General features: G+C 55.7%; 11 protein-coding genes and 1 other RNA gene. 10 read left to right on the top strand and 2 right to left on the bottom strand.

Annotated features, from left to right (window positions below; genetic code table 11):
* Positions 1 to 16: 16 nt before the first annotated feature.
* Both B2R17_RS08770 and rarD read left to right on the top strand, forming a co-directional pair.
* Positions 17 to 4,057 (top strand): non-ribosomal peptide synthetase, encoded by a 4,041-nt coding sequence (locus B2R17_RS08770; RefSeq protein ID WP_286763691.1) that lies wholly within the window; start codon positions 17 to 19, stop codon positions 4,055 to 4,057.
* Positions 4,050 to 4,994 (top strand): EamA family transporter RarD, encoded by a 945-nt coding sequence (rarD, locus tag B2R17_RS08765; RefSeq protein WP_008664443.1) that lies wholly within the window; start codon positions 4,050 to 4,052, stop codon positions 4,992 to 4,994. Before B2R17_RS08770 ends, rarD begins: the two co-directional genes overlap by 8 nt.
* Positions 4,995 to 5,054: 60 nt before the next feature.
* On the opposite strand, the gene B2R17_RS08760 is transcribed toward rarD, so the two are convergent.
* Positions 5,055 to 5,732: a DUF2141 domain-containing protein gene (locus B2R17_RS08760; RefSeq protein ID WP_236615517.1), complete on the bottom strand. Its 678-nt coding sequence runs from the start codon at positions 5,730 to 5,732 to the stop codon at positions 5,055 to 5,057.
* Between the two features lie 263 nt (positions 5,733 to 5,995).
* Between B2R17_RS08760 and ffs the strand changes: the two genes are divergently transcribed.
* The 8 genes from ffs (at position 5,996) to B2R17_RS08720 (ending at position 13,100) form a co-directional block, all read left to right on the top strand.
* Positions 5,996 to 6,090, top strand: an RNA gene (ffs, locus tag B2R17_RS08755) — signal recognition particle sRNA small type.
* Positions 6,091 to 6,147: 57 nt separating this feature from the next.
* Complete coding sequence (gene dnaX / locus B2R17_RS08750) at positions 6,148 to 7,350, top strand: DNA polymerase III subunit gamma/tau (protein WP_236615518.1); 1,203 nt, start codon at positions 6,148 to 6,150, stop codon at positions 7,348 to 7,350.
* A gap of 92 nt (positions 7,351 to 7,442) precedes the next feature.
* The gene (locus tag B2R17_RS08745; protein WP_286763686.1) at positions 7,443 to 8,102 is read left to right on the top strand and encodes a DNA polymerase III subunit gamma/tau; all 660 of its coding nucleotides are present in this window, start codon (positions 7,443 to 7,445) and stop codon (positions 8,100 to 8,102) included.
* Positions 8,103 to 8,180: 78 nt separating this feature from the next.
* A complete protein-coding gene (locus B2R17_RS08740) occupies positions 8,181 to 8,567 on the top strand; it encodes a YbaB/EbfC family nucleoid-associated protein (RefSeq protein WP_007327784.1) in 387 nt (128 codons plus the stop codon).
* Positions 8,564 to 9,163 carry a recombination mediator RecR gene (gene recR, locus B2R17_RS08735; protein WP_274407720.1) on the top strand — a complete coding sequence of 200 codons (600 nt, stop codon included), beginning with the start codon at positions 8,564 to 8,566 and terminating at the stop codon, positions 9,161 to 9,163. The genes B2R17_RS08740 and recR overlap by 4 nt, the downstream gene beginning before the upstream one ends.
* A 103-nt stretch (positions 9,164 to 9,266) precedes the next feature.
* Positions 9,267 to 10,763 (top strand): RNA polymerase factor sigma-54, encoded by a 1,497-nt coding sequence (gene rpoN, locus B2R17_RS08730; protein ID WP_286763685.1) that lies wholly within the window; start codon positions 9,267 to 9,269, stop codon positions 10,761 to 10,763.
* Between the two features lie 188 nt (positions 10,764 to 10,951).
* Positions 10,952 to 11,947: a S1C family serine protease gene (locus tag B2R17_RS08725; RefSeq protein ID WP_286763684.1), complete on the top strand. Its 996-nt coding sequence runs from the start codon at positions 10,952 to 10,954 to the stop codon at positions 11,945 to 11,947.
* A gap of 46 nt (positions 11,948 to 11,993) precedes the next feature.
* Positions 11,994 to 13,100 (top strand): D-TA family PLP-dependent enzyme, encoded by a 1,107-nt coding sequence (locus B2R17_RS08720; RefSeq protein WP_286763683.1) that lies wholly within the window; start codon positions 11,994 to 11,996, stop codon positions 13,098 to 13,100.
* Between the two features lie 48 nt (positions 13,101 to 13,148).
* Here B2R17_RS08720 and aroE read toward each other — a convergent pair.
* A partial coding sequence (aroE, locus tag B2R17_RS08715) for a shikimate dehydrogenase (protein ID WP_286763682.1) occupies positions 13,149 to 14,391 on the bottom strand: 1,243 nt, incomplete at its 5' end.

Genomic DNA, 14,391 nt, shown 5'->3' with positions numbered 1-14,391 from the left:
GATCGTTCACGACGAATTGAAACCTGAGTTTGTCGTTGAGGACTGGTCGACGTCGAACGGTCGCATGCACACGGAAGACGAACTGCTTCAATCAGTGATTGCGGAAACTCAACGTCCATTCGATTTGCAGAATGGACCGATGATGCGAATCCGAGTGTTTCGATTGGCAGAAGACGACTGGGTGGTGGTTGCGACCACGCATCACATCGTTGTCGACTTCTGGTCGCTGATCTTGATTCTTGGTGAGATCAAACAGTTCTACCCACAGTATTTGGTGGGAGATTCGCCGGCCATCATTCCACCAGAGAAGGACTACTTCGAACTGGTGTTGCGACAGCGTCATTTGCTGAATTCGCCGCGAGGTCAGTCGTTGAAGGAATACTGGACGACCACGCTGGCCGACGTCCCGAAAGTATTGGAGATTCCCACTGACCGCATCCGTCCGACGACATTCACCCAATCCGCGAAAGTGGTTGGGATCGAATGTTCCGAAGAGGTTGGTGCAGCAATCAATCGGGTCGCCAAGCAGGCTCAGGTGACATCCTCATCAGTGGTGATGGCGGCCCTTCAAGTCATGCTGAAGCGAGCAAGCGGCCAAGACAAGTTCGTTATCGGCAGTCCGTTTGCGGGTCGAACCTATTCGGATCTGGAAGACACGGTTGGGTTCTTTGTGAACATGCTGCCGTTGGTCGCGGATGTTTCTGGCAACCCGACGTTTGTTGATCTGGTGCGTCGCGCTGGCGATCGTTTAGTCGATTCGATGCAACATGAGGAGTATCCATTTGCACAAATCGTTCGGGACGTGGATCCACCTCGCGACACGGGACGCAGTCCTCTGATCCAGGTTTCTTGCACGTTTGAGAAAGCTCACGTCCGGGAAGAGGAGGGACGAGCCGGTTACTTGTTCCCATCCGCGACCGAGGTCAAAGAAATTGGAGGATTGAGGCAGGAAAGTTTTCCGGTACCGCACCAAACTTGTCACTACGATTTGGAATTCATCTTCGAGATGACAGGCAACCATCTCGGCGGAATGATTGTTTATTGCGAGGATCTGTACGAAGCCGACACGATGCGAGCGATGGCGGATCAATTCGTCTCGTTGCTCGGGAAATTGGTTGCCAACCCCGATGCACCGATCGAGACGATTGCAGCCGTCAAAGCCTCCGCGAGACCCGATGCCAATTCGAAGCTATCGCGAAATGGTGCGGCGACGGATGAGCCGAAGACACTGAACGGACTGATCGCCGAGGCCGCCAATCGGACTGAGCAGTCGACGGCATCAGGTTCTTGCGAAAGAGCGCCAGCGGGTAGCAATGGACGCCGATCTTTCAATCGTTTGTTCCGTTCACCGAAGTTGAAGCCGGCCAGCCCTTCGCTTTCTTGCTCCATCGAACCGGTTGTTCCAGGATCAATCGCGACGCGAGAGTTGATTGCTCGCCGTTTGCGTTCGCATCATGTTGGGCTTGGCGATTTTGTTCCTGTGCTTGCCAAACCTGGCAAGCGGGCGATGGATTTGATCTTGTCGTTGCAGCAAATTGGTGCGGTTCCAGTGCCACTGGATTCGACTCGTCCGTCTGTGTTGCTTGACATGGTGCTCAAGCAAACAAACGCCAAGACAATCCTGGTGGATGAAGCCGGCGGCAAAGCGATTCCGGGGGTTGAGAGCTTGACTTGGGATCAGCTCACGGGATCGCAAAATGGTGCGTCCAACGGGAATGGCAAGTCCTCGGCCAACGGAAATGCGAAGTCAACGAAGGTCTCAAGCGAGGATGCTGCCTACGTGATCTACACGTCGGGCACGACTGGAGTGCCAAAGGGCGTGATCGTTTCGCACGGAGCGATTGCGAATACCCTGCGTTGGCGAAGTCGGATCACGCCGTTGAATTCCGCTGACAAAATGTTGATGCCATTGTCGCATCAGTTCGATGCGGGGCTGGGGATGACCTTGTTTGCCTACTCGCAAAGTGCCGAAGTGATTTGGCCCAGTGCGGAACACGTGGCAGACATTGATTCCGTTGTGGAGCAAATCATTCGCGATGAGGTGACGGTTCTGGTCGGCGTGCCTTCTTGGATTGATCTGATTGCATCGCATCGCAAGTTCGCTCACTGCCATTCGCTACGCCATGTGTGGATCGGTGGCGAGTCGATGCCCGAGAGTTTGCCGCGATTGATTCGTCGAAGCAGCGAAGCTCAAATTTGGAACTGCTACGGCCCGACCGAAGCTGCGGTGGAAGCGACTGCGTATCGCATCAGCGACGTGCATTCGAATCGTCGCATCCCGGTTGGTTTACCAGCCGATCACACCGATGTGGTTGTGGTGGATGCAAACCATTTGGAAGTTCCACCCACCTTTGCCGGTGAAATTGCTTTGGTTGGAGACGGGTTGGCGGATGGTTATCTCGGCGATGAATCGTTGACCAAACAACGGTTCGTGAACCTTCCCGATGGACGACGAGCTTATTTGACCGGCGATCAAGGACGCCGAAGAGTGGACGGATTGGTCGAAGTGCTGGGACGCATGGATCGGCAGATCAAAGTCGGTGGTTATCGCATTGAGCCGACCGAGATCGAAACCGTTCTGCGGGATCATCCTGCGGTCGCACAGGCAGCCGTGGTGCCCCGCCAAATTGGCGATTCCGCGGCGACGAAATTGATTGCGTTCGTTGAGTTAGATTCGGGCGATGGCGTAGCGAACTCAAATGTCAACGGCGCGGTGGTTCATCAGGCCAATTGGAATGATGTGGTGCTGTCTTTGCAGCATCATGTGGCCGAGCACTTGCCGCCTTACAAGCGACCAGCGCACATGCAGCAAGTCGACTCGTTTGTGATGACGGCGAGCGGCAAAGTCGATTTGAATGCCCTGCCCGACTTTGCACCGGATGCATCTGATCTGTCGGTTCATCAGCCTCCACGCACTGAATTGGAACAACACCTCGCGGATCGTTGGACCGACGTTTTGGGAGTGCACTCGATTGGGATCAATCAAAGCTTCTTTGAATTCGGAGGCAGCTCGCTTCAGGCCGCGATGCTGACGAACCGGTTGAGCGAAGACTTGGGCGTTGATGTTCCATCTTCGTTGTTGTTTGATCTCGCCGATATTTCTGCCATGGCAGGGCGATTGGCGTCGCTCTATCCAAACGAATTGTCGCGGCGATTTGGACTGGCGTCGGTGGACTTCTATGCGGACGAATCCAATCTGCGAAACAATGGACTGAACGAATTGCTGGCTCCGCTCAAGGTGACTGGCGACCGGACTCCGTTGTTCATGGTCCACCCACCTGGCGGTATCGTTGTTTGCTACCGAGAGCTGGCGGCGCATCTGCCGGACGACCAGCCGATGTACGCGATTCGTGCGAGGGGATTGCATGGAAAAGAGGAATTGCCATCGACGATGCAGGCCATGGCGGCTGAATATGTCGAGGCGATTCGCTCGGTTCGACCAGAAGGTCCGTATGTGATTGGCGGATGGTCGGTCGGCGGAGTCATTGCCATGGAAGTTGCGCAACAACTGATCGCCGATGGACACGAGGTCGAGGGGCTGATCCTGCTGGATTCGTCCATTCCAAGCGGGGCCAGCGATTTGGTTCCCGCCGAAGACCAAGCCAACGTGGGATTGGAATACGGCATCGATTTGTCGTTGGATGAATTGCTGCAACTACCGAGCGAAGAGCAATTGCCTTTCTTGTGGCAACATGCGGAGAAGCTGGGCGTGCTTGACCAAAACACACCCGCCGATGTGGCTGCTCGGGCGATTGACGACTTGAAGACGCTGTTCCACCACCATCTGAAATTAACCACGCAGTACAAGATGCAACCCATCGAGACGCGGATCGTTCTGTTCCGGCCAACTGACGTGCCGTTTGAAACCGAAGGCAGTTCCGATCGAGGATGGTCACATTTGTCCGAAGGTGTTGATGTGATCTCGACGCCTGGTCATCACCACAGCATGGTGCAGGATCCGCACGTCAAGCAATTGGCTCAGTCAATTTGCGAAACGTTGGATGCAAACAGTGTCACGAGTGAAGCGAGTTCCAACGTAAGCCACGCCGGTGGCTGAGCCAACGAAGCATTCGCATAGCGGTGAGCTTAAGATCGGATTGGTGTGCGCCTTGTTGGCTCACACGATGTGGGGGCTGTTCCCGATCTACTGGCGACAAATTGGCAATGCCGACTCGATGGAATTGGTTTGCCATCGGATTGTATGGTCGTTTGTCACGCTGGGATTGATTCTGCCCGTGATGCTGTGGCGTGGCCGCTGGGGCGGATTTCAGGCCGTCTACCAACAACTGCGCAGTCGAAAGGTTTGGGCGGTTTACTTCATCGCGGCTGTGATGATCGCGATCAATTGGCTGGCTTTCATATGGGCGGTCAACAACAATCGGGTTCTGGAAGCATCGCTGGGATACTACATCAACCCATTGCTCAACGTGGTGTTGGGAGTCGTTGTCTTGGGCGAACGCCTTCGATGGCCGCAGTGGATGGCGGTCGGGTTCGCAGCAGTTGGTGTATCCGTGATGGCGGTTGGCAACGGAGGTTTGCCGTGGGTTTCGATGGCGATGGCGAGTTCGTTTGCGATCTACGGGCTGGTCAAGAAGAAAGCCTCGCTGCCAGTGCTGCTCGGTTTGATGTTGGAGGTCACGCTGCTTGTGGTTCCGGCAGCGATTTACTTGGGAATGCGTTTGGCGGACGGTGTGTCCACCATGCAAACCGGCACCACGACCGAATTTGGAATGCTACTTGGTGCTGGGGTGATCACCATCGCACCGCTGGCGTTTTTCGCGGCGGCAGTTCAGCGAGTGGATTTGTCGCTGATGGGGATCCTCCAATACATCGGTCCGACGTTGCAGTTCTTGGTTGGCTATGTCTTGTTTGGCGAGACGCTCGACTTGCCACGAAAGATTGGTTTTGTGTTCGTATGGACTGGGTTGCTGATTTTCTTACTAGCGTCCCAGCTCAAACGAAGGCGACCACCGTTGGTTGCTGAAGCCACCTAGAGAAGGATGCCGGATAATTCGACGATCGTTTCGGCAACATACGTTTGCCGAAGGCATCGTTCAGTAGATTTGAATCTCGATTGGCGTTTCGCCATTCGCGGGTCGATCGATCACGGCCTCTTCAAATGCGGGCGGTCCGAACTTGCCACGTGCGTCGTTGCTGAATCCGTATCGTTCGGCGGGGATGCCGAATTGGTTCCGTGACAATGCACCGTCGTTGTCCGTGTCATGAAACGCCGCGATGGCGAATCGTGTCGGCAGTTGCTCGATGGGGATCGTGCAAGCGGCCACTCCGTTTGGCTGAACGGGAACTTGAGCGGCAACCAAGGCATTTTCCGGGTCGTTGAATGACGTCTCCGCGTTGTAGATCGCCAGCCAAACCAATGCGTCACCTGGGATCGCACCGATCACGCGAATCATGACTTGGTCGGCCGAGCCGTTTGCTGCTTGGAGAGACACTTCGCCACTGGCAAGATCCAGGGCGGTCAACTGTTCGTTGTTGGGAGGGTTGATGCTGGACGCATCGGGAAAAGCTGGTGGGCGGAATCGGTTTTGCCGGTAGGTGAGGACTCCGATTCCGGTCAGGAAAACGAGTGTCGCGAACGCCATTAGCAGCGACCCGTGGTTCTGCTGCCATCTTTCCGGGAGTGATTGCCAAGCGTTCCAGCTTGGTTCCAACTCAATCTCGTCGATGGGGTCGGAGGTGATTTCTGTTTGGGATTCGAACCCGTTTTCCATCTGTTTCATTCCCGACAAGATTCACCCGAGTGGGCTCTTATTTCGCTCCAGCAACAGCATTTCGCGAGATTCATAGACGAATCGTTTGCAGAATAGACTGGGCCAGAGCATCGCCGATTGCGGCCACCGCTGCTGTTCAGAGTAACCGAAAACTGCGATCGATGCGATGAAGCGAATCACGCAGCAACTTCCTCAAACTGAGTTCGGGAAGGGTTTCGCAAATCCGATGCTTGTCTTACACTGGAAGCTGCGATCTGCTCGATGGTGGCGACCCTTGCGACTGTGAGTCGTGAACCTGGTCAGGCCTTAACTGGAGCAGCCATAAGCGGTGTAACTTTGTGTGAGGGTTGCCGCCACCGAGCAGACGCAATTGCCAGCCGTTTTCCTGCCCGTTTCTACGACTTCACGTGAATCTGTGAGCGACGATCAATCTGCGGACAACGGTTCTTACGTCGTTGTCGCGAGACGATATCGGCCACGGGACTTCACGCAACTTGTTGGCCAGGATCACGTCGCCCGTGCTTTGCAGGGCGCTATCGAAACTTCTCGAGTGGGGCATGCCTACCTGTTCACGGGGGCTCGCGGAGTCGGCAAGACCAGCACGGCTCGGATCTTTGCCAAAGCTCTGAATCACCCCGATGGTCCGACCGCGAATCCGGACAATGAAAGCGACGTCGCTCAGGCGATCGATTCCGGAGAAGACGTCGATGTGATCGAAATCGACGGTGCCAGCAATCGCGGTATCGATGAGATTCGATCGTTGCGAGCCAACGTTGGTGTGCGCCCCAGTCGATCGCGATACAAGATCTACATCATCGACGAGGTTCACATGCTGACGGGAGCCGCGTTCAACGCGCTCCTGAAGACGCTCGAAGAACCACCCGAGCACGTCAAGTTTATCTTTTGCACGACGGATCCGGAAAAGATTCCGATCACCGTGCTCAGCCGTTGCCAACGATTCGATTTCGCTCCGGTCGAAAGCGACAAGATCGTGCAGCGTTTGCGAGAAATTGTTGAAGCCGAAGACAACACCGTCGAAGACGAAGCGTTGGAGTTGTTGGCGCGTCGCGCTGCTGGGTCGATGCGAGATAGCCAGTCGCTGCTCGAGCAAGTGCTGAGTTTTAGCGATGGTCATCTGACGGCGGACCATGTCCACACGATGTTGGGGACGGCCGACGATCAACGACTGCATCGATTGGCAGAGGCGATGGCTGATCGAAATGCCTCGGCGGCGCTCTCGCAAATTGACGAAGCCATCGCAGCGGGTGTCGACGCGGGGCGTCTGGCGGAACAGATGCTCGGCTACTTCCGCGATTTGATGGCGGTCGCCGTCGGGTGCGAAGCATCGCTGATGCGGTACGCGGCTGCATCGATGCACGGTTCGCTCGGCGAGCTGGCTGGACGCTGGGGTTTGCAAACGGTGCTCGCCATTGTCGGCTTGGTCGACGAAACGCTTGTGCGGATCCGACATAGCGTTCACGCCCGCGTCTTGCTGGAAGCAACCGTCATTCAGGTTTGCCATCTGCCCGATTTGCAAGCGATCTCCGATTTGACCGCGGCAGCGTCGGGAGCTGGTGGTGGTAAATCAGCTGGCGAAAAAAAAAGCGAGCCGCGGTAGCTAGCTCGACACCGAGTTCGGCAGCAGTGCCGCCATCTGCGGGCCCATCCAATTCAGCTTCGCCCGCCGTCGGTTCAGACACGAAGGTTCGGGTGGACTCACCAGCGGCACCATCCGGGGATCATCGAGCCGCGACGAGTGCGACCGCCTCGGTCGCTGCAGCGGCTCCGTCTGGTTCTCCTACCGTCGATTCGGTTCCCGCCGCGGCGCCAGCATCGCAGCCCGCACCGCAATCGCAGGCGGTTTCATCCAGTGGCGTTGCCGCTGCTTTCGCGACACCACCGCAGAGTGAGGTCGCGGAAAAGTCGGCCACCGCGACCGAATCAACGACATCCACCGACGGTTATCCCGTGATCTCGGGCGATGAAGCGATATCGAGTTGGTCTCAGGTTTTACAAGAGATGGATCCGATGACGGCGACTTTGGCAAAGGCCGCTGAACGCGTTGATTCACCCGAACCCGGTGTGCTCCGGTTGATCTTTCCCGGCAACTCTGGGCTGGCGTTCAGTCGTTGCCAGATGCCCGAGCACAAGGAGGAAATCCTCCGTACGCTTTCACGGGTGACTGGCCGGCGTGCTACCTTGCAGTTTGAGGCGACCGCTGTCAAAAAAATAGAACCGGTCGCTGCGGCGAAACCGAAGAACAAAAATCGAATGCAACGAATGCGTGAGATACAAGCCAATCCGTTGGTTCAGTCTTGCGTGGAATTGCTGGGGGCAGAAATCGTTCGAGTCGACACTCCTCGCGGGTGAGGCTGGTCGATTCGATTGTCCTTCTATTCATACTCTTTCATTTGTCATCCCTGACTCTCGTTCCACTGGATTGGACCCATGTTCAAAGGCCTCGGCAATCTCGGCAACATCGCATCGATGGTTGGCAAGCTGCAAGAAATCCCGCAGAAGATGCAGGAGCTCAATGAGCAAATGCGGAGCGAGCGGGTCTCGGCCAGTTCATCGTGCAATCACGTTGAAGTTGTCATGAATGGGATTGGTGAAGTTCAGTCCGTCGAAATTGCGCCGGAGATTTTGGGCGTTGGTGGCGGAGAAGTGGTTGCCCCCGAAGACCTTCAGCATGCCATCCGTGACGCAACCAACGCGGCGGGCGCGGCTGCAAAGCAACTGTACGCCAGTGCGATCAGCCAACTTGCGTCGGACATGGATTTGAATATGCCCGGTGTTGATGGGCTGCTGTCGAGTTTGACGGGCGGCAATGGATGAGCGGACATGCCGGTGCGGTCTCTGATCTAGTCGACCAACTCAGCAAGCTTCCGGGGATCGGTCGCAAGAGTGCTGAGCGTTTGGCGTTTCACTTGTTGCGAGTCCATGAGGATGAGGCGTTAGCACTGGCGTCGGCTATTCGTCGGGTTCGCACCGACGTTCGCTATTGTTCGGTTTGCTACAACCTGTCCGAGACGGAGTTGTGCCGGATTTGTGCCGATCCAAAACGGGACGCAACCCGCTTGTGCGTCGTCGAACAGCCCCGCGATCTGCTCAGTCTCGATGCCTCGGGCGTTTATTCCGGTCTGTACCACGTTCTGCTCGGTCGAATTGCACCCCTCGACGGGATCACGCCCGACCAACTGACCATCGATTCACTCGTGGAACGGGTGCGAACCGGAAATTTTTCTGAGATCATCATGGCGACCAATCCGACGGTCGAAGGTGATGGCACTTCGCTGTATTTATCGAACTTAATGCAGGAATTTCCGGTGGAAATCACTCGTTTGGCTCGTGGGATTACATCGGGCAGTGTCCTGGAATATGCCAATCGTGAGATAATTGCCGATGCGTTGACGGGTAGGCAACGGTTATAATCCTCATGCCAGTGATCAATTGGCACCGAATTCGCTCACTCGGTTCTCGCTGAGGTGGCGACCTTCCCTTCGATTCACGTCACGCATTTCAGAAAAGATTCTCATGCGGATGTCAGTGGGGCTTCAGGCCCGGCAAAGCCAAGTACAAAAACTCGCTCCACGGATGATCCAGTCGATGGAAATCCTGCAGATGCCCACGTTGGCATTGCAGGAACGCATCGAGCAGGAGATGAACGAGAATCCTTTGCTGGAGCAACAAACCGGAGATCCATTGAACCCGGACGATGGCGACGATGAGGTCCCGGACAAGGACACTCGCAGCGAGAACGAAAAGGAACTTGTTGTCGACAACGATCACGACAACAAGGATGACTTCGAGCGTCTGCTGAACATGGACTCGGATTTGCCGAGCACGTTTGATGATTCGTTTCGTCAAAGTGCGAACCGCATGTCCGAAGACGCTGACCGTCGCCACGACATGATGGCCAACGCTCAGTCACGACCCGAGTCGTTGAATGACTATCTGCTGCATCAGCTGGCGGAAATGGACATTGATGATGAGGTGGAGCAAATTGCCGAACGCATCATCAGCACGCTGAACGCTTCCGATGGCGGTTATCTGCGAATGCCGTTGGCTGATCTGTTGCCATCGGGACACTCGAAAGAAGACTACGAGAAGGCTGAAGAAGCGTTGGCCGTGGTTCAGTCATTGGAACCAAGTGGTATCGCCGCTCGCGATCTGAGTGAATGCTTGATATCGCAGTTGGATCCTTCGGTCGCGCACTTCGATGAGCTGTCGACTTTGATTCGATCGCATCTCAATGATCTGGCAGAGAACCGGCTTCCGCAGATCAGCAAGAAAACCGGTTTCTCAATCGAGTTGATCCAAGAGCTTCGCGAAGAGTTGCATCTCTTGAATCCGAAGCCTGGTGCTGCTTTCTTGGAGACCTATGTTCCGAACGTGACGCCGGACATCATTTTGGAACAGGACGAATCGGGCGAGTACCGAGTTCGCTTGGACGATGATCGTGTGCCAACGTTGTTCATCAGCGAGTACTACCGTCGTCGATTGCAAGCTTCGGATTGCACGGATGCGGAGCGGGAGTTCATCAAGCAAAAAATCAACGGTGCGCAGTGGTTGATTGATTCGATCGAGCAGCGGCGAAGTACTTTGACTCGGGTATCCGAGGCAATCGTCGCGCATCAAAAACGGTTCTTGGATGAAGGTCCGGAAGCGATTGAGCCACTGAAAATGCAACAAATTGCGGACAAGGTCGGTGTCCACGTGACGACGGTGAGTCGTGCGGTGGACGACAAGTGGATTCAGACGCCTCGCGGGATTCTTCCGTTGCGTCGGTTCTTCGTCGGTGGAACTCAGACCGAAGACGGCGATGATGTTGCTTGGGACACGATCCGCTTGAAACTGCAAGAGCTGATCGATAAAGAAGACAAGAGCAAACCTTACAGTGACGAGAATCTCGTCGACGAGTTGAAGAAGGCTGGTATGACTGTCGCTCGCCGGACGGTCACGAAATACCGCAAGAAAATGGGGATTCCTAGCAGTCGTCAACGTCGCGATTGGAGTCTCACCGCGTCGTGATGTCGGCCTCGAAACGATCCACCATCGTTGTCTTGGCTGTCATGAATCTGGGCCTGATGTTCATGGTGGCTGGCCTTTTGTTCTGGCGTTCCAACGCTGAGCGGATGGTTCCGTCTGCGGTCGAAACTCAACGACCGGCGGTGGCTTCGAAAGTAGTTGAGGAACCAGATGCGGCACAGGATATTCCTGTGCATGTTCCTTCTGCCGGCAACCTGGCCGATTCAGAAACGCGAACGATCGAATTGTTTCGCGTCACGTCTCCATCCGTCGTTCACATCACGACGTCGAAGGTCGCACGCGACTACTTCAGCATGAATGTGCAGGAGATTCCGCAAGGCAGTGGGACCGGGTTTGTTTGGGATAAAGCCGGACACATCGTGACCAATAACCACGTCATTCAGAATGCAGACGTCGCGATGGTCGCGTTCGATGATCAAACCAGTTTTCCTGCGAAGCTAGTCGGTGTCGCTCCCGACAAAGACTTGGCGGTTCTGCTGATCGACGCTCCACCGGAACGTTTGCGTCCGATACCGCGAGGTGTGTCGGCGGACCTGGAAGTTGGTCGGACGGCACTCGCCATCGGCAATCCGTTCGGGCTGGATCAAACGCTTACGACGGGAGTTATTAGCGCGCTCGGTCGCGAAATCAAATCGGACTCCGGCGTGCCGATCAAAGATGTGATTCAAACCGACGCCGCTATCAATCCCGGAAACAGCGGTGGACCATTGTTGGATCGATCGGGGCAATTGATTGGTGTGAACACCGCAATCTACAGCCCGTCCGGCGCCTACGCAGGAATCGGATTCGCGATTCCCGTTGATACGGTTCGTTGGGTCGTGCCTGAACTGATCGAACACGGGCGTATCATTCGTCCCGGAATCGCGATCACGGTTGCAAGCGATTCGATGAGCAAGCGGTTCAAGCTTCCACCCGGAGTCTTGATCCTGGATTTGCCCGAGCGCGGCAACGCTGAGCGAGCGGGATTGCGTCCGACCCGTCGGACTCGTTTCGGAGACATTGTCCTGGGTGATATCATTGTCGCGGTCGACGATATGGCTGTCGCATCGACCTCGGACCTGACGCTGATTTTTGAGAACTATGAAAGCGGCGATGTTGTCGACTTGACCGTGATTCGTCAGGGAACCGAGTTGGTCTTGCCCGTTGAACTTGAAACATTGGACTGATCGAATCCGCACTTCTACGGCAACCAAATCGAGCCCCTGGTACGAAGTGAACAATGTTGACCAGGTTTTCTCGCCTGGATTGTTGGTTTACGCCGACCGAGTTCAAGCCAACTTGGGCCGGATGATTGAGATGGCGGGCGGGGCGGACAAGCTGAGGCCGCATGTCAAAACCCATAAGATGCCCGCCATCGTGGAGTTGAGCATCGCGTCGGGAATCACTCGTTTCAAATCCGCAACGATCGCGGAAGCCGAGATGACCGCGGAAACTGGGGCGGCGGATGTCCTTTTGGCGGCTCAGCCGGTCGGGCCGAACATTGGGCGGTTCGTGAAGCTGGTCGAACAGTATCCGAGCTGTCAGCTTTCCTGCCTCGTGGATGACCCATCGGTTGTGGCAAACTTGGAATCAGCGTTTCAAGCGGCCGGTTCTCAGGGAAGCGTTTGGATTGACATTGATGTCGGAATGCATCGGACGGGCATCGCACCTAGCGATGCTGCAACTGAATTGGTTTGCTCGATTCGAGCCAGCGAGCACCTTCGGTTGGCCGGGATCCATGTTTACGACGGTCATCTGCACGACACCGACTCGGAAAAATTGAGGCGTCAATTCGACGAGGTCGTGAAGCCATTCTGGATTTGGTTTGAGGAGATCCAGCGAGCGAGTGGCAATCGGTTGAGTTTGGTTGCTGGTGGAACGCCCACGTCAGCTTTTTGGCAGGCGAACGCGCGTGCTCGACAAGTGAAAGTTGAAACCGGTGCAGGAACGACCGTATTGTGGGATGCGGGCCAGCCTACTTTTTCGCCCTCAATGCCCTTCGAACCTGCCGCGGTGGTTTTGACTCGCGTGATCAGTCGGCCGACCGAGTTCGACGTTTGTTTGGATCTCGGACACAAGTCGATCGCGTCAGAAATGCCGCTGCCTCGCGTGCGTTGGCTGAACTTCGACGCCGATCACGAGGTGGTTGGCCACAACGAAGAGCACATGGTTCTCAGAACGAAGCTGCCCTGCCGGCTTCGTTGTGGTGACGTTTTGTACGGAGTTCCCGTGCATGTTTGTCCGACCGTCGCACTACATCAGCACGCGGAATGCGTGCGTGATCATCGAGCGATCGAGAAGTGGCCCGTCGTGGCTCGCAACCGAATGCTGTCGATCTGAAGAATCAGATGCTCATCTGTCGAGCATTCAAGCGACGCCGTTTCCGTCCTAGTTCAGACGAACTGGGTTGGTTGCCTCTTTGATCTTCTTTCGCATCAACTCGATCGACGCTTCTTGTCCGGTGAACAGCTTGTACTGATACGCCGCTTGGCGAACAAACATATCGACGCCCGTGATCACACGTGATTGTTTCTGCGTCGCCTGTTTGATCAGAAGGGTGTTTTCAGGGTTGTAGACCGTGTCGAACACGACCATGAACTGATTGAGTGCCGATTGATTGAAGGGGGTATTGTCGACATCGGGGTGCATACCGATGGGCGTCCCGTTGATCAGTAGCTGGACCTTGGCCTCGTGGCGTTCTTCCCAGTCGATCACACGACAACCGATGTCAGCAGCCAACATCTCGGCCCGTTCGCGGGTTCGCGAACTGATAGTGACATCGCATTTGCGTTGGCGTAGACCCCATGCGATGGCTCGCGAGACGCCGCCGGCGCCGAGGACCAAAGCCGTCTTGCCTTGCAGCGAGTTCTCGGTTCCCCGTTCAATTTTGAACGATTCTTCGATGCAATCCATGGCGGCGCGATAGTCGGTGTTGTAGCCGAGGCGATCGTCGCCGTTGAAGATCATCGTGTTGATCGCGCCGATACCCGTGCAGCTGGATTCGGCTTGCGTGCAGTACTGCAACGCCGATTCCTTGTGAGGAATTGTGATGCTAATTCCTTGGATACCCAGCTCTTTGCAGGTCCTCATGAAAGATGGTAGATCATCCTTCGGCACGCGAAGTGGAAGGTAGCGTGCGTTCAGTCCCGCATCGACGAACGCGGCGTTGTGGATCAACGGGCTGTGGCTGTGGGCGACCGGATCCGCGATCACGCCGAACAACGCTGTGTCTTCCTTGATCGTTTCGTAGTGATAAACGCTGTTCATTTCCTTCCAGTTGAGCTGGCCGGGGGCAAGCTTTTTGTCGGAACTGAACGTTGCGTAGGTGAACGGAGATCCGACGCGGTTGGCAAGAATTCGCGTCAGCATGCCGATTTCGCCCATGCAAATTCCGATCGTCGGAATTTTCGCGTTCTTGCACAGGTTGATCATTCGGATGTTGTCCGAGAATGAATTCGCCATGCACGCGATTTTGACGATGTCCGCGTCTTCGGCGGCCATGGCCTCGTGCAATTCGTCCAAGTTCTCCGGCGTGCCACTGAAGTCGTGGTAGCTGATGATCCGTTTGGTGTTGCCGTAGCGAGGAATCTGAGCCGCGACGTCGGCTTCGATGTCGACGTACTCGGCACCC

The organism is Rhodopirellula sp. UBA1907, from assembly GCF_002337565.1.
Taxonomy (GTDB): Bacteria; Planctomycetota; Planctomycetia; order Pirellulales; family Pirellulaceae; genus Rhodopirellula; species Rhodopirellula europaea.
The sequence above is the reverse complement of the archived record's forward strand: the minus strand, read 5'-3'. Positions and strand labels throughout refer to the sequence as shown.

Bases quoted from the DNA above. Each gene is read 5' to 3' on its own strand.
- B2R17_RS08760 (WP_236615517.1), bottom strand. From the start codon at position 5,732: ATGGAAAACGGGTTCGAATCCCAAACAGAAATCACCTCCGACCCCATC.
- rpoN (WP_286763685.1), top strand. From the start codon at position 9,267: ATGCGGATGTCAGTGGGGCTTCAGGCCCGGCAAAGCCAAGTACAAAAA.
- B2R17_RS08740 (WP_007327784.1), top strand. From the start codon at position 8,181: ATGTTCAAAGGCCTCGGCAATCTCGGCAACATCGCATCGATGGTTGGC.
- recR (WP_274407720.1), top strand. From the start codon at position 8,564: ATGAGCGGACATGCCGGTGCGGTCTCTGATCTAGTCGACCAACTCAGC.